At 40.8% G+C, this 22,118-nt stretch carries 23 protein-coding genes; all 23 read left to right on the top strand.

Annotated elements, in window-relative coordinates:
• Positions 1-23 precede the first annotated feature (23 nt).
• The 23 genes from AC0KUU_RS08505 to AC0KUU_RS08395 all read left to right on the top strand — a co-directional run bounded on the left by AC0KUU_RS08505 (position 24) and on the right by AC0KUU_RS08395 (position 22,043).
• Positions 24-1,082: a phosphotransferase family protein gene (locus AC0KUU_RS08505; RefSeq protein WP_237074910.1), complete on the top strand. Its 1,059-nt coding sequence runs from the start codon at positions 24-26 to the stop codon at positions 1,080-1,082.
• Positions 1,079-1,822 carry a 2-phosphosulfolactate phosphatase gene (locus AC0KUU_RS08500; RefSeq protein WP_043982480.1) on the top strand — a complete coding sequence of 248 codons (744 nt, stop codon included), beginning with the start codon at positions 1,079-1,081 and terminating at the stop codon, positions 1,820-1,822. Before AC0KUU_RS08505 ends, AC0KUU_RS08500 begins: the two co-directional genes overlap by 4 nt.
• Positions 1,810-3,588, top strand: a complete 1,779-nt coding sequence (locus AC0KUU_RS08495; protein WP_043982481.1) for an acyl-CoA dehydrogenase family protein — start codon at positions 1,810-1,812, stop codon at positions 3,586-3,588. Before AC0KUU_RS08500 ends, AC0KUU_RS08495 begins: the two co-directional genes overlap by 13 nt.
• A gap of 11 nt (positions 3,589-3,599) precedes the next feature.
• A complete protein-coding gene (locus AC0KUU_RS08490) occupies positions 3,600-4,361 on the top strand; it encodes an SDR family NAD(P)-dependent oxidoreductase (protein WP_043982482.1) in 762 nt (253 codons plus the stop codon).
• A gap of 29 nt (positions 4,362-4,390) precedes the next feature.
• The gene (locus tag AC0KUU_RS08485) at positions 4,391-5,164 is read left to right on the top strand and encodes an enoyl-CoA hydratase/isomerase family protein (protein WP_322552049.1); all 774 of its coding nucleotides are present in this window, start codon (positions 4,391-4,393) and stop codon (positions 5,162-5,164) included.
• A 14-nt stretch (positions 5,165-5,178) separates the two neighbouring features.
• Complete coding sequence (locus AC0KUU_RS08480; protein ID WP_043982484.1) at positions 5,179-6,162, top strand: quinone oxidoreductase family protein; 984 nt, start codon at positions 5,179-5,181, stop codon at positions 6,160-6,162.
• Positions 6,163-6,355: 193 nt separating this feature from the next.
• A complete protein-coding gene (gene pdxS, locus AC0KUU_RS08475; RefSeq protein ID WP_322552050.1) occupies positions 6,356-7,240 on the top strand; it encodes a pyridoxal 5'-phosphate synthase lyase subunit PdxS in 885 nt (294 codons plus the stop codon).
• Positions 7,241-7,277: 37 nt separating this feature from the next.
• Positions 7,278-7,526 carry a ferredoxin gene (locus AC0KUU_RS08470; RefSeq protein ID WP_013083172.1) on the top strand — a complete coding sequence of 83 codons (249 nt, stop codon included), beginning with the start codon at positions 7,278-7,280 and terminating at the stop codon, positions 7,524-7,526.
• A 214-nt stretch (positions 7,527-7,740) separates the two neighbouring features.
• Positions 7,741-8,070 carry a DUF3870 domain-containing protein gene (locus AC0KUU_RS08465; protein WP_013057066.1) on the top strand — a complete coding sequence of 110 codons (330 nt, stop codon included), beginning with the start codon at positions 7,741-7,743 and terminating at the stop codon, positions 8,068-8,070.
• Between the two features lie 178 nt (positions 8,071-8,248).
• Positions 8,249-8,905 carry a CoA transferase subunit A gene (locus AC0KUU_RS08460; RefSeq protein WP_043982486.1) on the top strand — a complete coding sequence of 219 codons (657 nt, stop codon included), beginning with the start codon at positions 8,249-8,251 and terminating at the stop codon, positions 8,903-8,905.
• A gap of 1 nt (position 8,906) precedes the next feature.
• Complete coding sequence (locus AC0KUU_RS08455; RefSeq protein WP_043982487.1) at positions 8,907-9,569, top strand: 3-oxoacid CoA-transferase subunit B; 663 nt, start codon at positions 8,907-8,909, stop codon at positions 9,567-9,569.
• Positions 9,569-10,759, top strand: coding sequence for a thiolase family protein (locus tag AC0KUU_RS08450; protein WP_322552051.1), 1,191 nt, complete (start codon positions 9,569-9,571; stop codon positions 10,757-10,759). Before AC0KUU_RS08455 ends, AC0KUU_RS08450 begins: the two co-directional genes overlap by 1 nt.
• Positions 10,747-12,132: an aminotransferase family protein gene (locus AC0KUU_RS08445; protein ID WP_162214256.1), complete on the top strand. Its 1,386-nt coding sequence runs from the start codon at positions 10,747-10,749 to the stop codon at positions 12,130-12,132. The genes AC0KUU_RS08450 and AC0KUU_RS08445 overlap by 13 nt, the downstream gene beginning before the upstream one ends.
• Positions 12,116-13,411 (top strand): aminotransferase class III-fold pyridoxal phosphate-dependent enzyme, encoded by a 1,296-nt coding sequence (locus AC0KUU_RS08440; protein ID WP_043982491.1) that lies wholly within the window; start codon positions 12,116-12,118, stop codon positions 13,409-13,411. The genes AC0KUU_RS08445 and AC0KUU_RS08440 overlap by 17 nt, the downstream gene beginning before the upstream one ends.
• Positions 13,412-13,439: 28 nt before the next feature.
• Positions 13,440-14,900, top strand: a complete 1,461-nt coding sequence (locus AC0KUU_RS08435) for an aldehyde dehydrogenase family protein (RefSeq protein ID WP_097823405.1) — start codon at positions 13,440-13,442, stop codon at positions 14,898-14,900.
• 29 nt (positions 14,901-14,929) lie between these two features.
• Positions 14,930-16,450: a M81 family metallopeptidase gene (locus AC0KUU_RS08430; protein ID WP_322552052.1), complete on the top strand. Its 1,521-nt coding sequence runs from the start codon at positions 14,930-14,932 to the stop codon at positions 16,448-16,450.
• Positions 16,438-16,917 carry a GNAT family N-acetyltransferase gene (locus AC0KUU_RS08425; protein ID WP_162214258.1) on the top strand — a complete coding sequence of 160 codons (480 nt, stop codon included), beginning with the start codon at positions 16,438-16,440 and terminating at the stop codon, positions 16,915-16,917. Before AC0KUU_RS08430 ends, AC0KUU_RS08425 begins: the two co-directional genes overlap by 13 nt.
• A gap of 42 nt (positions 16,918-16,959) precedes the next feature.
• Entirely contained in the window at positions 16,960-18,369 is a 1,410-nt protein-coding gene (kamA, locus tag AC0KUU_RS08420; protein WP_028408513.1) for a lysine 2,3-aminomutase, read from the top strand.
• Positions 18,370-18,371: 2 nt separating this feature from the next.
• Positions 18,372-18,650, top strand: coding sequence for a YokU family protein (locus AC0KUU_RS08415; protein WP_016764133.1), 279 nt, complete (start codon positions 18,372-18,374; stop codon positions 18,648-18,650).
• Positions 18,651-18,751: 101 nt separating this feature from the next.
• Entirely contained in the window at positions 18,752-20,233 is a 1,482-nt protein-coding gene (locus AC0KUU_RS08410; RefSeq protein ID WP_097823402.1) for an amino acid permease, read from the top strand.
• 238 nt (positions 20,234-20,471) lie between these two features.
• A complete protein-coding gene (locus tag AC0KUU_RS08405; protein WP_043982499.1) occupies positions 20,472-21,218 on the top strand; it encodes an MBL fold metallo-hydrolase in 747 nt (248 codons plus the stop codon).
• A 66-nt stretch (positions 21,219-21,284) separates the two neighbouring features.
• The gene (locus AC0KUU_RS08400; protein WP_043982500.1) at positions 21,285-21,542 is read left to right on the top strand and encodes a SunI/YnzG family protein; all 258 of its coding nucleotides are present in this window, start codon (positions 21,285-21,287) and stop codon (positions 21,540-21,542) included.
• Between the two features lie 39 nt (positions 21,543-21,581).
• Positions 21,582-22,043: a GNAT family N-acetyltransferase gene (locus AC0KUU_RS08395; RefSeq protein ID WP_162214261.1), complete on the top strand. Its 462-nt coding sequence runs from the start codon at positions 21,582-21,584 to the stop codon at positions 22,041-22,043.
• Positions 22,044-22,118: the final 75 nt, after the last annotated feature.

Raw genomic sequence — 22,118 nt, 5'->3', positions numbered from 1 at the left:
ATAAAAAAGCAGGTGGTAAAAGAATGTCACAAATCATTCCTGTACGAAAAGGAGAGGAATTAAACACGGAAAAACTGCATCAGTTTCTCCGTGTTTCGATTCCTGATTTACCTAAAGAGCCTCTTTTAATCAAGCAATTTGGATCAGGTGCGTCCAATTTAACCTACGCTCTTTCAGTCGGAGAGTGGGAGGCGGTGTTGAGACGCCCTCCCTTTGGGCCAGTTGCGCCAAAAGCGCATGACATGCAAAGAGAATACAAGATTTTATCTGTTTTATCGAAGTCTTTCCCTCTCGCTCCTAGACCGTATGTGTTTTGTGAAGATGAGACGGTGGTTGGGAAATCCTTTTTTTTAATGGAGAGAAAGCACGGTGTTCTCATCGACACAGCGTTTCCAGAAGACATGAAAGGAACTGACGAACTTTGCCGTTGTATTTCAGAACAAATGGTGGATGTCCTTGTTAAACTTCATGATGTTCCTTATAAAGGCACGCTTCTTGAAAAAATCAGCAAGCCCGAAGGATTTTTAGAACGTCAGGTACACGGCTGGATTCATCGTTATGAAAAATCAAAAACAAGTGACATACCGGAAGTAGAAGCCCTAAAAAAATGGTTGACCACACACATCCCGACTACACAGCATTCGACCATTATTCACTATGATTACAAGCTTAACAATACGTTATTTTCACCGGATGGAAATAAAATTGTAGGATTATTTGACTGGGAAATGACAACCGTTGGAGACCCGCTTGCTGATTTGGGAGTGGCGCTGAGCTACTGGATGGAAGACAGCGATCCTGAACTTTTGAAAAGAGGACTCGGAAATCCACCTGTTACTGTGCAAAAAAGTTTTTATTCCCGTCGAGATTTTGTAGAAGCATACGCTAAAAAAAGCGGACGGGATGTTTCACACATTGACTTTTACCTAAAATTTGCGTACTTCAAGCTTGCTGTCATTTGTCAGCAAATTTATTACCGTTATAAAAAAGGCCAAACAAATGATAAACGGTTTTCACAATTTGGAGATTATGTAAAAACACTAATTATTCATGCTCTGCACACAGAACGAGGACATATATGAAAGGGAAAATTCACGTAATACTCAAAAAAGAAGAGCTTCTTGCCAAAAAGCTAGAAGGAAAAACGGTTGTTATATTTGACGTCTTATTGGCTACGTCAACAATTGCGGCTGCTTTACAGCAAGGAGCAATAGAAGTTATTCCAGTAAAAAACGAAGAAGAAGCGCGTGAAAAAGCAAAAACGTACAAGCCTGATGATATTGCGCTTGTAGGCGAATATAGAGGGAAAACGATTGAAGGCTTTTTTGATCCGAATCCCAGCACGTTAAAGGAGCATGTTCAAAATAAAACGGTTATTTTGTCCACGACTAACGGAACCGTAGCCATTCATAACGCTGAAAAAGCAAACCATGTATATACAGCTTCGCTTTTAAACGGAGAAGCGGTTGCCAGTGCTGTTTGTCAGCAAGGTCAAGATGAAACTGTTTTATTGGTTTGTTCAGGTTCATCCGATCGCTTCTGTCTAGAAGATTTGTATGGAGCGGGGTATTTTGTAAGCTGTCTGCTGCAACTAAAAACATTTCATTTGACGGATGCTGCAAAAGCCGCACTGCTTTTGTATGAGGCTTATGAGCATTCACCTGTTGAAATATTGAAGTGCTCAGCCATAGGAGAAATGCTCACTCAGTATGGGTTTCTAGACGAAATTGGCTTTGTAAGCCGGAAAAACGTCTATCCCGTAGTTCCTAAGGTAGTGAAAAAAAAGCTAGTAAACGGGGAGGAAACGATATGTCTGAAATGAAAACAGAAGCAAAAGGCGGATCATTTTTACTGAAAAAAACATCTACGCATCACGTTTATACACCCGAAGACTTAACGGATGAGCACCGTATGATTGCTCAGACAGCAAAGCAGTTTATTGAAAAAGAAGTAGACCCTTACCATAATGACATTGAGCAGCAGGATTTTAATAAAGTAGTAGAATTGATGCATAAAGCAGGCGAGCTTGGACTTCTTGCTCACAGTATTCCAGAAGCATATGGAGGACTAGGTCTTGATAAAGTAAGCAAAGGACTTGTAGGTGAAATCATTGGCCGGACAAGCGGATATGGAGTCGCTCATTCTAATCATACATGCATTGCGACACTTCCTATTACGTATTTTGGCACCAAGAAGCAAAAAGAAAAATACTTGCCTAAATTGGCAAGCGGCGAATATATTGGGGCCTACTGTTTGACAGAGCCAGAAGCAGGTTCTGATGCTCTTGCAGCCCAAACAAAAGCCGTATTAAATCCTGAAAAAACGCATTATGTATTAAATGGAACGAAGCAGTACATTACCAATGCAGCCTTTTCAGATACGTTCATCACGTATGCAAAAGTAGAAGGTGAACATTTTACCGCTTTTATTGTAGAAAAAGGTTTTGAAGGACTGTCTCTCGGGCCAGAAGAAAAGAAAATGGGAATCAAAGGGTCGTCTACTCGTCCAGTTATTTATGAAGATTGTTTAGTACCCGTAGAAAACGTACTTGGACAAGTAGGAAAAGGTCACTTGATTGCGTTGAACGTCTTAAACCTCGGACGTTTTAACTTAGGTTCTGCATGTATGGGCGCAGCGAAATATGCGTTTGAGCTTGCTTTAGCTTATACAAAAGAACGCAAGCAGTTTAAAACAGCTATTGCGGAATTTAATGCTTCAAAAGAAAAAATAGCAAAAATGGCGGCTCGTATTTTTGCATCTGAATCTATTCAGTACCGTACAGCCGGTTTACTAGAAGAGGCGCTTGGTGGCTTATATGAAAGTGAAAATCATAAGTTAGTAGCTAAACAGCTGGCTGAATTTGCAATGGAATGTTCAGTTTGTAAAGTGTACGGGTCGGAAACTCTTGATTTAATTGCCGATGAATCGCTGCAGCTTCATGGCGGCGCGGGGTTTATTCAAGAATATAAAATAGAACAAGTATATCGTGACTCACGCATCAATCGTATTTTTGAAGGTACAAATGAAATCAATCGCCTTTTGCTTCCAACTCAGCTTCTAAAAAAAGCAGACAAAGGAGAAATAGAGCTGAGCAAACAAGTAGAACATGCTGTTAGTGAATTGATGAGCGGTCAGTGGGAAATATCTTCAAATGAACTTCTAGCAAGAGAAAAGCAGGCGGTTATTACCACAAGACATTTATTTCTTGCTTTGTTAGGAACAGCATTCCAAACGTTTAACGCCAATCTAGCACAAGAACAAGAAACGCTGATGAAGCTCGCAGAAATTGCTATTGGGCTATTCGCTATGGAGTCATCTGTGCTGCGCGCGGAAAAAGCCGTGAACAAAAATGGAGAAGAAAAAGAAAAGTTAAAAAGCAAGCTGTCAGCAACGGTTGTTAGTGAAACGCTCTTTGAAATTGAAAAGCAGGCTCGACAATTAATAAACGGGATGTTAACGGGTGAAAAACACCGGCAGTACCGCACAATTCTTGGAAAATGGATGAATGATTTGCAAAGTGAAGGAGAGTTCACGCGCAATCGAGACATCGCCCGTGAATTTATCGACAGCGGGCGATATGTTGTATAAGGAGGAATATTATGCGTTTTGAAGGGCAAATAGCTGTTATTACAGGAGCTGGAAGCGGCATTGGAGAAGCGACCGCTCAGAGAATGGCGAAAGAAGGAGCTCGCGTCATTCTTGTCGGGCGAACGAAAGAAAAGCTAGTACAGGCTGCATCGGCTATTGACACACGGTGTGAACGAAAATGCACGGATATTTTTCCAGCTGATGTAACGAAAGAAGAAGACGTCAAAGAGTTGGCTGAGTTTATAAAAGAAAAGTACGGGCAAATTCATTTATTAATTAATAACGCAGGCGGATCAGTTAATTCAACAATCAAAGAAACAACGCTTGAACAGTGGAAACACGTGCAGGACGTCAATTTAACAAGCGTATTTCTTGTCACAAAACATTTGATTCCTTTTTTAACTGAAGAAATAGGAGGAAATCGATCTATTGTTAACATCGCTTCTCTTTCAGGACATAAAGCCGGGGCACAAATTCCTCACTACAGCGCTGCTAAAGCTGCTTTAATTAACTTTACAAAAGCAATGGCGTTTGAGTTAGCACCTCACGGAGTCAGAGTAAACTCTGTGTCTCCTGGATTCGTAGAAACACCTTTAACGCAGCCTGGACTTGAAAATGAGCGCTTCACTAAGGCAATCGAAAACAATACGGTTTTAAAACGTGTAGGTAAACCAGATGAAATTGCAAACGTTATTGCTTTTGCAGCGTCTAAAGAGGCCTCTTATATGACAGGAAGTGATTTATTAGTAGACGGCGGGTGGCTTATCGTTTAATGCAAAGTAAAGAGGAGGGAATCTGAATTATGAGTGATTTATTAGTAGAAAAGCACGGGGCTATTTTATCTTTAACGTTAAATCGGCCGGATCGTTTAAATGCATTCAGTGAGGAAATGATTGAAAAGTTAACAGCTGAAATAAAACAGGCGCAAAGCGATGAGTCTATTAAAGTGGTTATATTAAATGGAGCAGGGCGCTCGTTTTCTGCCGGAGGGGATGTAAAAACGATGGGCCAAGCATCCGGATCTGATGTTTATGAACATATCGGCCGTTTAAATGAATGTATTTTAGCGATGCAAAATCTAGAGAAGCCAATTATTTCAGCAGTTCATGGATTTGCAGCAGGAGCGGCTTTTAATTTAGCTCTCGCTTCTGACTTTATCATTGCGTCAGAAGAAAGTCGATTCGTATTAAGCTTTTCTCAAGTTGGATTGATTTCAGACGGAGGAGGCCTTTACTTTCTTACAAAGGTCGTTGGTCCCCATAGAGCGAAGGAACTATTATTTTTAGGAGAGCCTATGGATGCCGACACGGCTTACAAAGCTGGTTTTTTAAACCGTGTAGTACCGTTAAATCAGCTGAAAGATGAGGTCACATCCTTTGCAAGTCGCTTATCACAAGGACCAACCAAAGCGTATGGGAAAATGAAAAAAATTGTCAACGATTCCTTTCATTTAACATTAGAACAAGTCCTTGAACAAGAAAGACTAACGCAAGTTCTTATGGTAGAAACAAGAGATCATCAAGAAGGAATATCTGCGTTTAAAGAAAAAAGAAAGCCACTATTTCAAGGGAAATAAGAGGGGGATATAAGATGAAAGCCATTCAATTTACGCAGTACGGAGGACCTGATGTTCTTCAAGTTATCGATATTGCACGCCCTGTACCAAAAAAGAAAGATGTGCTCATTAAAGTTGCGGCAATCGGTGTTAATTACGCCGACGCTGCACGGCGTGAAGGAGCATACGTAGTCGAAACACCGCTGCCTTTTATCCCTGGCTCTGAAGTTGCGGGCGAAGTGGTTGAAGTAGGCGAGGATGTAAAAGAGATAAAAGTAGGTACAAAAGTCGTGACGCTGCTAGGATCTAATCGAGCAACAGGATACGCTGAGTACACGCTGGCAGATTCAAGAGGCCTTATTCCGTTGCCGGAGAATGTGGATTTAACACAAGCGGTTGCTTTGCCTCTTCAAGGACTCACGGCTTATCATATTTTAAAAACAATGGGTCGCCTTGAAAAAGGAGAAACCGTCATCGTTCATGCGGCAGCAGGCGGTGTTGGAACCTTAGCTGTTCAGCTTGCCAAAATTTTTGGAGCTGGAAAAGTTATTGCTACAGCGAGCTCCAAAGAAAAGCTTGAGCTTGCAAAAAATCTCGGAGCTGACGAAGCAATTAACTATACAGAAACAGGCTGGGAAAAACAAATTTTAGAAGTGACGGGAGGAAAAGGAGCCGATATTATTTTAGAAATGGTAGGAGGGCATATATTCTATGAATCTCTTCAATGTCTTGCACCATTTGGGCGCCTCGTTTTTTACGGAATGGCTAGCGGAAAACCTGTAAAATTTAACCCCGCCCGCCTGATGGAAAAAAACCAATCGGTTCTAGGCTTTTTCTTACCTCAAATGATGGCAAAACCAATACTTTATCAGCAAAGCCTGCATGAGCTATTAAACTACGTAAATGCCGGTCAGTTAAAATTAATGCTGGGCGGCACATTTTCACTTGATGAAGCGGCAGATGTACATCGTCTGCTTCAAGGAAGAAAAACGACCGGAAAATTAGTGTTAGTTCCTTAACAAAACAGCTTCCGTCTCTAATAGGGATGGGAGCTGTTTTGGTTTAAAAAATTGGCTTTCACCTGCCAATTTTTTAAAAATCGCTTAATAATTTGGCATAAAAATCAATGTTTTTTACTAATTTCTTCTATATTTTAACACTGGCATGGAAGTTGCATAATAAGTGTTTGAACATATAAAGGAGGAAATGAATATGGTGAGAAATGGAACGGACCGCGTGAAGCGGGGAATGGCAGAAATGCAAAAAGGCGGCGTTATCATGGACGTGATCAATGCAGAACAGGCAAAAATTGCAGAGGCAGCAGGCGCTGTTGCCGTTATGGCATTAGAGCGTGTTCCAGCTGATATCCGTGCAGCAGGCGGCGTGTCTCGTATGGCAGACCCAACAATTGTTGAAGAAGTGATGAATGCTGTGTCCATTCCAGTTATGGCAAAAGCTCGTATTGGCCATATTGTTGAAGCACGCGTGCTAGAAGCGATGGGTGTAGACTACATCGATGAAAGTGAAGTGTTGACTCCAGCTGATGAGGAGTTTCATTTAAATAAAAATACATTTACGGTTCCATTTGTGTGCGGTTGCCGTGATCTTGGCGAAGCATCTCGTCGTATTGCTGAAGGAGCTGCAATGCTTCGTACAAAGGGCGAACCAGGAACAGGAAACATCGTCGAAGCAGTGCGTCATATGCGCCAAGTAAACGCTCAAGTACGTAAAGTTGTAGGCATGGATGAAGACGAGTTAATGACAGAAGCAAAACTATTAGGTGCGCCTTATGAGCTATTACTGCAAATTAAACATGAAGGCCGTTTACCGGTTGTAAACTTTGCAGCAGGCGGCGTAGCAACACCCGCGGATGCAGCGTTAATGATGCAGCTTGGAGCAGACGGCGTGTTTGTTGGATCAGGAATTTTCAAATCAGACAACCCTGAAAAATTTGCGCGAGCAATCGTGGAAGCAACAACGCATTATCAAGACTATGAACTGATTGCAAGCTTATCAAAAGGATTAGGAAGTGCAATGAAAGGAATTGAAATTTCATCATTATTACCAGAAAATCGTATGCAAGAACGCGGCTGGTAATGAGTAATAACTTTTAAACTTAGTTAGGAGGATGATTATGGGGAAATATACGATAGTCGATAAAGAAACGTGTATTGCGTGCGGTGCATGCGGAGCTGCGGCACCTGATATTTATGATTATGATGATGAAGGAATTGCGTTCGTTATACTTGATGATAATCAAGGCACGGCTGAAGTGCCCCAAGAGCTGGAAGACGATTTAATAGATGCGTTTGAAGGCTGTCCAACAGAGTCCATCCGTATAGCGGATGAAAAGTTTGATGGAGACTCGAATAAATTTCAATAAAGCCGAATAAATAAAAAAATAGAAAGTTTTTTTAAAAGAAAAGAAGGATTTTGTCTAGAAAAGGCGAAATATTAGTTGTGTAAGAATATATCTTTTTAAAAATGAAAGCACTTACATGACTAAAAGAAAATGAGTTAATCTCATTTGACCTTTCAGAATTATTAGTGTAAAAGTGCGGAGTAATTAAATAGTTTTTAAAAGGAGATTAAGGGGCATGCAAATACTGAATACAGTCATTGTGACAGGATATGCAAAAGCTCCACAGGGAACTTCCATGTATGAAATGTATAAGCATGCGGGAATTGTACTAGAAGTGGATCTGACAGAGCATAAAATTGTAAATGCTGAGTTTACGTTTATTACGGAGCTGACGCAAAATTTTTTCCGGAAGCTGCTTATTGGTTACTGCCTTGCAGATGGAATTGAACCTCTTATTGAACGTATTCAAAATTATTATTTTGCTCCATCTCAACAGGCGATTATCGTAGCGCTTCAGGCTGCAATCCAACGTTACTGGGATAATGTGAATCAAAAAATTACATAGCGTTTGGTTAGAATAAAGTGAGAAGACAACCTCTTTTCATGGTCTTATTAAAACCAAGCAGATACACACACTTTACAAAGAGTGGGGACATCCCTGTTTCTTTGGGGAGTCATTGTATCCTGCTTGGTTTTTTTCGCGTAAAGCGCTGTGAAATATAAAAAGAAAAGGAGGAAACAAAATGAACAAAATCATCACGCGCGAAGAAGCAATAGAAAAAATAACAGATGGCGCACGCATTATGGTAGGTGGATTTGGTCTCGTTGGAAGCCCGCTTAGTCTGATTGAAGCGATTGCCAAATCAAACCTTAAAGATTTAGAGATTATTAGTAATAACCTCGGTGAACCTGGAAAAGGATTAGGTGTATTGGTTCAAAAAAAACAAGTAAAAAAAGCCATAGGTTCTTATTTTACTTCCAACCCTGAAGTTGTACACGCTTATCAACAACAAGAACTCCAAGTGGAGCTCATCCCGCAAGGAACAATGTCCGAGGCTATTAGGGCAGGAGGAGCAGGCATCGGAGGATTTTATACGCCTGTGAGCGTAGGGACTCAGCTTGCGGAAGGAAAAGAAGAACGAGTATTAAAAGGAAAGAAATATGTTTTGCAAGAATCGCTGCACGCAGATGTAGCTCTAATAAAAGCTAAAAAAGCAGATCGACTCGGAAATCTTATTTACAGCAAATCAGCGAGAAACTTTAATCCAATGATGGCAACGGCTGCTGATATCGTGATTGCTGAAGTAGAAGAAGTGGTTGAAGTTGGGCAGATTTCTCCTGAAGAAATTGTAACTCCTCATTTATACGTTACTTATATCGTAATGAAAGGAGAACAATAAGATGAACGTCAAACAATATATTGCTGCGCGTGCTGCAAAAGAGCTTTGTCACGGAGATGTGGTGAACTTAGGAATCGGCATTCCTACTTTAGTTGCTAATTATATTTCACCCGATGTTCACGTGTTTTTACATTCAGAAAACGGGATTCTTGGCGTTGGCCCTACTCCTGAAGAAGGTTATATAGATCCAGAACTTGTGAATGCTGGAAAGCTGCCCGTCACGGTTTTGGAAGGTGCCTCATTTTTTAACAGCGCTGATTCCTTTGCCATGATACGGGGAGGCCATGTGAATGTATCGATTCTTGGAGTGCTTCAAGTAGATGAAGCAGGCCGAATTGCAAACTGGGCTGTTCCTGGGAAAAGTGTTCTTGGCGTAGGAGGAGCAATGGATTTATTAGAAGGCTCAAAAAAAGTTATTGTTACGACTCTTCATACGAACAGCCAAGGAGAGTCAAAGCTAGTTGGGGAGTTAACTTATCCGCTTACTTCAGAGCGACGAGTCGATATGATTATTACAGAATTAGCTGTCTTTTCGGTAACAGATCATGGTCTTGAACTTCTTGAAACAGCTCCGGGTGTTTCTTTAGAGACAGTGCAACAAAAAACGCAGGCTTCTTTTCGCGTCTCTAAATTATTTAATAAAAACAATGAGGTGACAGCATAATGGCAGTGATTGTAAATGCATTTCGAACGCCTATTGGAAAGTTTGGCGGTTCGCTTGCAGATACGCTTCCAGAAGAACTAGTCTCTCTTGTGATGAAAAACAATTTGTCTTCAGCGGGATATACTTCAGAGATTGTTGATGAAATCATTGTCGGACAGACGAAACAAAGCGCTCATGCTCCTAATATAGCGAGAGTAGCCGGGCTGAAAGCTCAATTCTCTGAACGTATTCCAGCTTATACCGTGCACCGCCAGTGCGGTTCAGGCATGCAGGCTGTAATGAATGGAGCTATGTCCATTTTATCAGGTCAAGCCGAAGTGGTATTAGCCGGAGGAGTGGAAAGTATGTCTCAAGCACCGCACTATACGGTAGGCACTCGTTTTGGTTTTCACGTTGGTGATTTAACACTCTATGACTCTAATACAGAAAGTCAGCCAAAATCACAGCCTGAAACGTTATACGGAACGTTTACGATGGGACAGACGGCCGAGTGGCTCGCTGAAAAATATAGTATTAGCCGCACGGAACAAGATGAGTTTGCTTTTTATAGTCAGGAAAAAGCTAGGCGGGCTATAGAACTTGATTTGTTTGAAGAAGAAATTATCCCGGTACCTGTAAAAGAAGGAAAAAAAGGTATGAGGCATTTTGCAACAGATGAATTTCCTCGTCTTACTAGCAAAGAAAAGCTTGGTGCGCTTAAGCCTGTTTTTCAAAAGAATGGAACGGTGACAGCCGGCAATTCATCCGGCAGAAACGATGGCGCTTCAATGATGCTGTTGATGTCGGAAGAAAAAGCTGAGCAGCTCGGATTAACGCCTATGGCAAAGGTTGTTTCGTTTGCCGCAGCGGGCGTCTCTCCAAAGGAAATGGGAATTGGCCCCGTTTCTGCTTCGCAAATTGCTTTAAATAAAGTCGGTTTAAGCTTAGGTGATATGGACTTAATTGAATTAAACGAAGCATTTGCCGCTCAAAGTATTGCTTGCTTAAGAGAATGGGACATCACATCAGAAAAAGTGAATGTAAACGGAGGAGCGATTGCGCTTGGACACCCTTTAGGCTGCTCCGGGGTAAGAATTATAACAACTCTGTGTCATGAACTCCACAAGCAAAAAAGACGATACGGCCTGGCTACTATTTGCGTTGCAGGAGGATTAGGAATGGCGATGGTGGTGGAAAGATGGACGAAATAAAAAGAGATTATGTTTTTCATAGAGATTTAACAAAAAAGTATCCAATGATTACGCATGGTGAAGGAAGCTACTTAATAGATGAACAAGGAAAAAAGTATGTAGACGGCTGCTCCGGCGCCGTGGCGGCAAACTTAGGGCACGGCATTGCGCAAATAGCCGAGGCGATGGCGGAGCAGGCAAAAAAAGCGGCGTTTGTTCATACATTACGTTTTGAAACGAATGTTTTGCATAAACTTGCAGAAAAAATTGGTAAAATGGCGCCGCTTCATTTAAACAAAGTCTATTTTACATCAGGAGGATCAGAAGCAAATGAAAGTGCATTAAAATTAGCAAGGCAATATCACAGAGATGCCGGAAAGATGCAAAAACACATCGTAATCGGAAGGTGGCAGTCTTACCACGGAAACACGATAGGGGCACTATCAGCTGGAGGAGATGTAAAAAGACGATATCCTTATACACCCAACCTTTTACATTTTGCGCACGTCTATTCGCCGTATTGTCATCGCTGTCCGTATAATCGCAATCAAGAAGACTGCATGGCAAATCAAAACTGGAGCTGTATCACCGATATTGAACGCACCATTTTAGAGCTTGGTCCAGAAAATATTTCAGCTTTTATCGCAGAGCCCATCGTAGGAAGTCAGCAAGGAGCTGTTGTACCTCCGCTTGACTATTTCAAAAAAGTACGTGAGCTTTGCAGCCGCTATGACATTCTTTTGATTGTTGATGAAGTGATGACAGGCTTCGGGAGAACGGGAACTGATTTTGCAGTGGAACAATTCGGAATCGAACCGGATATCCTAACGTTTGGTAAAGGAGTTTCAGCTGGGTACGCTCCTTTAGGAGGAATGATTGTCCATGACCGTCTGATTCAAGGTCTGTTAGAAAATAGCAGCGGGAAATTTCTTCATGGCTATACGTACAGTGGACATCCTGTTTCAATAGCGGCAGGCCTTGCTGCTTTGGATATGTATGAAGAAATGAATATCCTTCAAAACGTTGAAACTCAAGGCGCGTATTTAATGGAATGTTTAGTAGCGCTGCAGCGCAAGCATCCTTATATTTCAGATATTCGCGGCCGCGGACTTTTAATTGGATTAGAACTAATGAAAGACGCCAATCAACAGATATATTTCGAGCCACGTGAAGCAGCCAGCGAAAAGCTCAATGAAATTTGTATGGAGCTTGGAGGCGTCTTTTATCCAGGATCCGGATCTATAGACGGACATAAAGGAGAACATATCATTATCAGTCCTCCTTTAAATATAACGAAATCAGAAGTTGATGAAATAGTGAGATTGCTAGATCATGCGTTTTCTATTTTTTATCAGCACATAAGAAAGGATGAGTCATATGAAAGTGCAAAATAAAACAGAAGAGCTTCAAATCAAAGGGAAAAAACATTTATCACCGGTGATGACAAGAGTAACAGAGCTTGTTATTGAAAAAGCGCACGGTGCGAAATTTTGGACAGCCGATGGCAATGAATATATTGATTTTGTATCAGGAGTAGCTGTCAATGCAGTGGGTCATACGCATGAAAAGATGGTAGAAGCGATAAAAAAACAAGCAGATCAGCTGCTTCACCTAGGCTTAAACTACGGCTATTACGAAACAGCAGTGAATTTGGCAGAAAAACTTGCGCACATTACGCCTGGAAACTTAGACACCGTGTTTTTTTCAAATTCAGGCGCAGAAGCCATTGATGGTGCGCTCAAATTAGCAAAAGCGGCCACTGGCAGACCAGCGATCATTGCTTTTGAAGGTTCTTTTCACGGCCGTACACTAGGAGCTACAGCTATTACGGCTTCAAGCTCAAAATATCGCAGCTACTACGAGCCGATTTTAGGAGAAGTGTATCACGTTCCTTATCCGTATCCAAGTCAGCTTCCTAATGTTGACGAGGAAGATGCAGAAGCATATTGCTTAAATCAACTGCAAAAGCTGTTTGAACTGCGAGTGGATCCTTCACGCGTAGCAGCGATTGTAATTGAGCCAGTCATGGGCGAAGGAGGCTATTACCCTGCTCCTTCTAGCTTTTTACGCGCACTAAGAGACATAGCGAATGATTATGGCATTCTGCTTGTTTTTGATGAAGTGCAAACGGGATTTGGGCGCACTGGAAAAATGTTTGCCGCAGAACATGCTGGAGTCACACCAGATATTTTAGTTTTAGCAAAAGCTCTTTCCGGCGGTATGCCTTTAGGAGCCATTGTAGCAAGCCGAGAACTGCATGAGAAATGGCCAACAGCTGGACATGGTTCTACTTTTGGCGGAAATCCAGTATCGTGCGCAGCGGCTTTAGCTAATATTTCAATAATTGAAGAAGAAAAGCTTGTAGAGCGCAGTGAAAAAGTAGGCGCTGATATTGTTAAACGCCTTCAGCATTCTATCGGACATTTACCAGCTATTAAAGAGGTTAGAGGAATTGGTATGATGATTGGTATTGAATTTCATGTTGAAACAGCAGCTGCTTATGTCCCTGTTATTAAATCAAAAGCGCTGGAAAAAAGACTGCTAATTATGAACTGTGGAGTCAAAGGGCAAACCATTCGTTTAATGCTGCCGCTAAATATTGATAAAGACGTGCTGGATCAAGGGCTGTCTTTACTAGAAGAAGCCATCACAGAAGCAGTTTCAATTAACTAGCTTTTTAAATGAAAAGGAGGGTAACGATATGAGTCAGACTAAAACCGAACTGTTACAAGGAAATTTATATATTAACGGCGAGTGGGTAAGTGAAGAGGAGCAAACCTATTTTGAAAGTATAAACCCTGCAACACAAGAGCTCGTTGGAACGTGCGCAGCCGCTACAGCTAGTCAAGTTGATGATGCAGTAAAAGCGGCTAGTACAGCCTACAGCCACTGGAAAAATACATCTATTCCTGAACGTGCAGCATTTTTAACAAAAGCAGCTGAGCTTTTTGAAGACAGAAAAGAAGAGCTCGCTCAAGTGATGACAAAAGAGATGGGAAAACCGCTGACAGAATCTATAGGGGAAGTTGGTGTCGTCATTGCAACAGCTCAGTATATGGCAGGAGAAGGAAGACGTTTGTTTGGCGAAATAGTGCCCGCTGGCTTTCCTGACCGAGATATAAAAATGGTTCGCGAACCGCTTGGAGTTGTGGCATGTATTACACCTTGGAACTTTCCTGTTTCTCTCGCTTCTTATAAAATGTTTGCCGCTTTAATCGCTGGCAATACCGTTGTCTGGAAGCCGGCTTCAGAAGTGGCGCTTTCAGCGAAGATTTTTATGGAAGTATTGCACGCTGCGGGGCTTCCAAAAGGAACAATTAACTTGCTTACAGGATCGGGCAGAATCGTTGGACAAAAGCTTGCTACGCACTCTGAAGTGAAAATCATCTCATTTACAGGTTCTACGGAAGTTGGTCAGCAGTTAGCAGAAATGAGCAGCAAAACCTTAAAACGAATTTCTTTAGAGCTAGGAGGAAAAAACGCTGTTATTGTATTAAAGGATGCCGATTTGGATAAAGCAGCAGAAGGAATTGTTAAATCAGCATTTACGACCACGGGCCAGCGCTGTACCGCAGCTAGCAGAGTGATTGTGGAGCGTTCAGTAAAAGAAGAGCTTTTGAAAAAAGTAATAGCTCTTACAAAAGAAATGAAGATTGGAAATGGTCTTGATGAAGGGGTTGTAATAGGCCCGCTTGTAAATGAACAGCAGTGCCGTTTAGTAGAAAATTACGTACAAAAAGCGGTGGAAGAAGGCGGAAATATTGCGCTTGGAGGTCGTGTTTTATCAGAAGAGTTAGGGACTTGTTATTACATGCCTACAATTATTGATAACGTCAGTTCGAACCACACAATTGCTCAAGAGGAGATTTTTGGCCCAGTGCTTGCTTTTATTGAAGTAGATGGCTATGAAGAAGCAATGAGCGTCAATAATGGAACGATGTATGGACTTTCCACTTCTATTTATACAAGCAGCTTGCACTATGCCAGCCGAGCGGCAAAAGACGCTGTTAGCGGATTAGTCTATATCAATAACGGAACATCTAATGCTGAAATGGGGGTAGCGTTCGGAGGAATGAAAATGTCTGGAAATGGCCACAGGGAAGTTTCTCATCATGCATTTGATGTGATGACAGAATGGAAGTCTGTCTACACCAACTATTAATCTCGCACCTTAGCGAAAAGGAGGAGCACATGTCTTCATATCGCATTGGCATTGCCTTTTTTTATCATGAATCTCACAGCTTTAGTCCATTAAAAACAGAAATAGAACAGTTTGTACAAGAAGGCTATTTTGTTGGAACGGAAATATATAAAGCATACTCAGGAACCAAAACAGAAGTAGGGGGATTTTTAGATGTATTAAAGCAAGAGAAGCAGGTAGAAATCGTTCCCCTTGTTTGTGCAGCTGCGGTTCCATCTGGGATTGTATCTTCTGAAGCTTATCATACAATTGAAAAGCAAATGTTGCACTCACTTACTCATGCGGGGCCGCTAGATGGTTTGTTAATCGCTTTGCACGGCGCAATGGTAGTAGAGCATCTTTTCGATCCTGAAGCTCATTTGTTAAGTCAGATAAGAAGCTGCATAGGAAGCAACGTTCCCATTGCTACTACGCTCGATATGCACGCAAATATCAGTGAAGATATGCTTACGTACACGCCGCTTCATTTTGGTTTTAAAACATATCCTCATGTTGATATGTACGAACAAGGAGTGAACGCTGCGCGAGCGCTTTTAACACAAGTAAAAGAAAGCGCTATCTATTATGCATCTTTAAAAAAATTGCCTATGCTTTTGCCGTCGATTAATATGCGAACCGCAGAAGGGCCGATGAAAAAAATGATTGATCTTGCTAAGCAAGCCGAGCAAGAAGCAGACGTATACAATGTTTCCATTTTTGGGGGCTTTCCGTATTCTGATATTCCAATTGCCGGAGCAAGCGTGCTCGTAACAGCTTTGAATCCTGAAACGGCAGAAAAAACAGCAAAGAAACTAGCTTCTCAGTTTTGGAGTATAAAAGAAGATTTCATCATGGATTTGCCTACCGTTGAAGAAGGTCTGCAAACAGCGTTAAAACGATCAAACGAACAGCCAATTGTGCTCGCTGATATAGCGGACAATCCTTTAAGCTGCGGAAGCGGCGATACAACAGAGCTTTTGGAATACATGCTGAAGCTAGATATGCCGGGGGCACTATTTGGAGGTCTTTATGACCCTGAATCTATTAAACAATGCGTGCAAGCAGGAGTTGGGAATTACATCTCTCTTTCCTTAGGAGGAAAAGTTTCTCCTGAGTTCGGAAAGCCCGTTGAAGTTGAAGCAAAGGTCATTGGCTTATCAGAAGGTGAATTTTACAATTCGGGACCGTTTAATCAGCATTTGAAAGTAAATGTAAAAGGTGCAGCTCATATTCGAGTAGGAGAATTGGATATTTTGTTGATTGGAAGGCCGGTATCAGCAAACGATCCTGAACTTTTTCGCCATATCGGTATCGAGCCAGCGACGAAAAAAATCATTGGTTTAAAAGCTAAAAATCATTTCAGAGCCGCTTTTGAACCGCTTGTAGGATCTATCATCTATGTGGATGCTCCGGGCGTAGCATCAAATCGCTTAACGACTTTTAATTATCAGCACATTTCAAAACCAATTTGGCCGCTGCAAGATGTCAAATATGAAAGTGAAAAAAGGAGGAAAGAAAAATGGATGCATTAAAAGAGCAGTACTATATCGAAGTTCCAGAATCGTTAAATCCTGAACAGCAAAAGATGATGATTGAACTGGAAAAAGATGCGTTTCCGGGCATGGGAGCCGTTGATGAACAGACGCTTGTACCTTTAGCCCGCTACGGCAAGCTTATTCAATATTTCCAGGAAAATGACGCAAGGCCAATTGCCATTTGCGAGCTGCTTCGAGATTACAAAGATATCACAAAAGCTTATATCTTTGGTTTCTACGTCCGCTCTGATAAACAAGGAAGCGGAATTGGACAGCTGTTTTTAGAAGAAATATTTTCGGTTCTACAAAAAGATAATTTCGAAAGCGTTTGTTTGACTGTAAATGTAAAAAATGAAGGGGCTGTGAAGCTGTATAAAAAAATGGGCTTTACCATTAAAGAAACGCGAGCAGGAGAGTTTGGCGAAGGAGAAGATCGCTATTATATGGTGCGGTTAATTTCTTAGTAGAACATCTATTCAAAAAATGAACTTTGGAGGGAATATAAAATGAAAAATACATTATATAAAGCAAGCAGACACTGGAAAGAAATCGAGCTTTGGAAAGATGTAACGGACGAGCAGTGGAACGACTGGGTATGGCAGCTGACAAACACGATTAAAACATTGGAAGATTTAAAGAAAGTGATCAATTTAACACCTCAAGAAGAAGAAGGCGTTAAAATTGCAACCAAAACGATTCCGTTAAATATCACTCCTTATTACGCATGGTTAATGGATGAGAACGATCCGAAATGTCCAATCAGAATGCAGTCCGTTCCTATTTCAGAAGAACTGCATAAAACAAGGTATGATTTAGAAGATCCGCTTCACGAAGATGAAGATTCACCGGTTCCTGGCTTAACGCACCGTTATCCCGACCGCGTACTGTTTTTAGTTACAAATCAATGCTCTATGTACTGCCGCTACTGTACAAGAAGACGTTTTTCAGGACAAATTGGCATGGGCGTTCCAAAAAAACAGCTGGATACAGCTATTAATTACATTGCAGCCAACCCTCAAATCCGTGATGTATTAATTTCCGGAGGAGACGGCCTATTAATCAATGACAATATTTTAGAATATATTTTGAAAAATTTGCGCGATATTCCGCACGTAGAAATTATTCGTATCGGTACAAGAGCACCGGTGGTGTTCCCGCAGCGCATTACAGAAAACCTGTGCAATATCTTGAAGAAATATCATCCGGTTTGGCTAAATACGCATTTTAACACATCAATTGAAATTACAGAAGAATCAAAGCGTGCTTGTGAAATGCTTTCGAACGCAGGAGTTCCAGTTGGAAACCAAGCGGTTATTTTAGCCGGAATTAACGACAGCGTGCCAATCATGAAGCAGCTTATGCATGATTTAGTAAAAATTCGCGTGCGTCCTTATTACATTTATCAATGTGATTTATCAGAAGGAATCGGCCATTTCCGTGCGCCGATCAGTAAAGGGCTAGAAATTATGGAAGGACTTCGCGGCCATACGTCCGGCTATGCAGTTCCTACGTTTATCGTGGATGCTCCTGGAGGAGGCGGTAAAATTCCGCTGCAGCCAAACTATATTATTTCTCAAAGCTCCAATAAAGTGGTGCTTCGAAACTTTGAAGGTGTTATTACATCGTATCCGGAGCCGCAAAATTACCAAAGTGGAAGCGCAGAAGAATTTTATAAAAAAGTATATCCTGAAGTATTTGAAAAATTTGAAAGCAACGGTGTTCTTTCGATTATTGATGATACAAAGTTCAACTTAACACCGGAAGGTCTAAACCGTCTTGACCGCCGGAAAACGTATGACCAAAATCCAGAGCATAGCTCTTTAAAAGACAAGCGTGAAAAGCGCGATCAATTAAAAGAGAAAAAATTTGAAACGCAAATGAAAAAATACGAAACGGCGGGAGCGAAGGAGGAATAATATTGAAATGTCAATGGTGCGAATCCTATGAAGCGAAAGAGACGGATGCAACGGTTTATTGGGAGCTTCCTGACGGCACAAAAGCTATAGAAATTAAAGAGACGCCTTCCATTACATGTTCAGAATGCGGCATTACGTATCAAACAGATGCAACGGTTGGACACATTGAAGATCAACTGTTTTTAATCAACACCTCTGCCTTAGAAAAAAGTGTAACGTACGAACAGCTTATGAGCCTGCCTCGTCTATTAAAACGAAACTACTTTGATTTTTCAAAGTAAGCAATGAAGGGTCCATCTCCTGCTTTTTGTGGGAGATGGATATTCTTATACGCTTTACGTTAAACATGTGCGCATAGTTCATTTATAAAGGTGGGATAAGTATGGAAGCGGTCGATATAAATCGTAATGAAGAAGAAAAAAAGCAGGACGATAAGCATATAAAACGCCATTTAAAAGCACGCCATATGACCATGATTGCCATTGGAGGGTCAATCGGAACAGGCTTATTTCTAGCTACCGGATCATCCATCCAAACTGCTGGACCTGGAGGAGCGCTGATTGCTTACGGGGCCATTGGAATTATGGTTTACTTTCTCATGACTAGTCTTGGAGAAATGGCCACGTTTATGCCGGTATCAGGTTCTTTTTCAACGTACGCCAGTCATTATGTAGACCCAGCTCTTGGCTTTGCGCTCGGCTGGAACTATTGGTTTAACTGGGCTGTTACGCTCGCTGTAGAAATAGCTGCTTCTGCTATTATTATGAAGTTTTGGTTCCCTGATGTGCCAAGTATTATCTGGAGTGCTTTGTTTTTAGGCTTAATTTTTTTACTTAATTTCCTATCTGTAAAAAGCTATGGAGAATCTGAATATTGGTTTGCTCTCGTAAAAGTAGTAACCATCATTGTGTTTATCGGAGTGGGCCTTCTGACCATATTTGGCATTTTCGGCGGTGAATATATCGGTTTTAAAAACTTTACATTAGAAGAAGCGCCGGTCAACGGCGGATTTCTGTCCGTACTAAGCATTTTCTTTATCGCGGGATTTTCTTTTCAAGGTACAGAGCTAGTCGGCATTGCGGCTGGGGAAAGTGAAAACCCTCAAAAAAATATACCAAAAGCCATTCGCCAAGTCTTTTGGCGCATTCTTCTATTTTATATTGCAGCCATTGCTGTAATTGGGCTCATCATTCCTTACACAAGTCCATCTCTTCTAGGAGGAGATGTGGATAACATTGCTGTTAGTCCATTTACGCTTGTTTTTGAAAAAGCAGGAATTGCTGCAGCTGCTTCAGTGATGAATGCTGTTATTCTTACCTCGGTTTTATCAGCCGGAACTTCTGGCTTATATGCTTCTACGCGAATGTTGTGGTCCATGGCAAATGAAGGGCAAGCGCCTAAAGCGCTTCGAAAAATTAATCGTCGAGGAATTCCAGTAAACGCGCTTGTTTTAACCACTATCATTGGCGGTCTTGCCTTTTTAACATCAATTTTTGGCGATCAAATGTATATGTGGCTTTTAAACGCTTCAGGCATGAGCGGATTTATTGCGTGGATTGGTATTGCCATCAGCCACTATCGTTTCCGAAAAGCATATGTTGCTTCAGGACGGGATATAAATGAACTGGCGTATAAAGCAAAATGGTTTCCTCTAGGTCCTGTTCTTGCATTTGGAATGTGCCTCATTGTTATTCTAGGACAGAATTATCAAGCGGTACTTTCCGACAAAATTGATTGGTACGGCTTGACGGTCTCATACATCGGTCTGCCTCTCTTTTTAGCGACGTGGTGGGGATATAAAATAGCAAAGAAAACCAAGGTTGTACCTTTGCATGAATGTATCCAAAGAGACGATAAGAAATAAAAAAGCTATACGGCTAACGATAAGTAAAAAAGGTGAACCTTGGACAACAAGGTTCACCTTTTTATTTATAAAAATCTATCATAATAAGCTTTATTTTATAGATATCATAGCATAAAAAGTGATTTTTTTCCAGTCTGGTTTTTATTTTGTTTATTGATAAAATTCAAGAATACCACTGCATGCTAAGCGATTATGGAGGTTGAAAATCTTTGTACTTTAATAAGAAAAGGGGTTTGTAATGAGAATTTCTGCAGGTGTTGAAATGCTACAGTTGACTGCCAGAGCTTTTGACCAAAATATAATATTAAATCCTACGTTAGTTTGGAATAACGATGAAGCTATTCTAATTGATACAGGAATGCCTGGGCAAACCGATCAACTGAAAGAGGCCTTAAGTGAATTGAATATATCTATTGAACAGCTAAAAGTAATTCTTCTAACGCATCAAGATCTAGATCACATAGGATGTGCGACTGATATACGAAAAAAATCAAATGAAAATATCATCGTATATGCTCATGAATTTGATAAGCCGTATATTGAAGGGAAACTTCCACTTATTAAAACGAATGCGAGTCGAATGAGTAACGAAGAACTAGCAGCTATACCTGATGAAATAAAATCTTTTTATAAAAACCCTCCAAAAGTTGACGTAGATATAGTATTAAAAGGGAGTCAAATGCTCCCATACTGTGAAGGCATTGAACCGATTTTTACCCCTGGACATACGCCTGGGCATGTAAGTTTTTATTTAAGGAAATCAAAAACACTGGTTGCTGGAGATGCTTTAGTGTTGGCAAATGGACGATTAATGGGACCTGTTAAACAAACGACCTTAAATATGGACCAAGCAGTTCAATCACTCGAAAAATTCTTACACTACGACATTGAGCATGTTATTTGTTACCATGGAGGTTATTTTCAAGGCTGTCCGAAAGAAGCAATTTTAAGGATAAAAGAACACATTGCACAGGGAGAAAGTTAAGGAGAAATGAACTTGTTTTTTGCTAGAAGAAGGAAGGGAAAATAGAAACCAAAGGGGATGTATAAAATGTTTACACCAACTATCAGTGTCCGAAAAATAAATGATAATCTCATTATAAAATGGCAGCTTTCACACTTTACGATTCCGTTAGAAGACATTCTTGAAGTAACGGAAGATGACACGTACGGAGGCAAAGAAGTAAACGCCATTCGAATTGGCCCTCCGTACGGAACGACTGACCGCATCTTTATAAAAACGACCAATAAAAACTATCTGTTATTTACCTCAAACGCACCGGCTATATTAAACGAAATAAATTCATAACGATCATTACTAAATACGAGATATATAGGAGAGAAAAAATTGAAGATTAGCCGTACTTTCGATACTGGTAAAATTGCCAAGCTTAATCAGTCTGTTCATCAACTGCATGTAGAATTATACCCCGAGCGCTTTCAAACATATGATTTTCAGAAGATACATGAATTTTTTAAGAAAGTGATGAAAGACGATAGATCTATCTTTCTTTTAGGAGAAGACGAAGGTCAGCATGTGGGATTCGCTTGGCTGGAAATAAAGCAGTATTCAGAGACAGTGTTTAAAAAGACTTACAAGTCAATTTATGTTCATCAAATAAACATCGCAGAACCCTACAAAAACAAAGGGTTTGGTTCAAGTTTAATGAAAGAAATTTATAGCATTGCTCGTACAAACGACATCAATACAATTGAGTTAGATTATTGGAATGATAATACGATTGCCGAAAGCTTTTACGAAAAAGAAGGATTTGTTACGTATAGAAAAATGGCTTATAAAGAACTTTAAAGAGAGCATTTACTTGCTCTCTTTTTTATATCTAAGAAGCCATTTTCTTCATTTTAATTACTCAATAAAATAAAG

This window comes from Priestia sp. ST2 (assembly GCF_055810735.1).
Note: the sequence above shows the minus strand (reverse complement) of the source record. Positions and strands in the feature narration are given on the sequence as shown.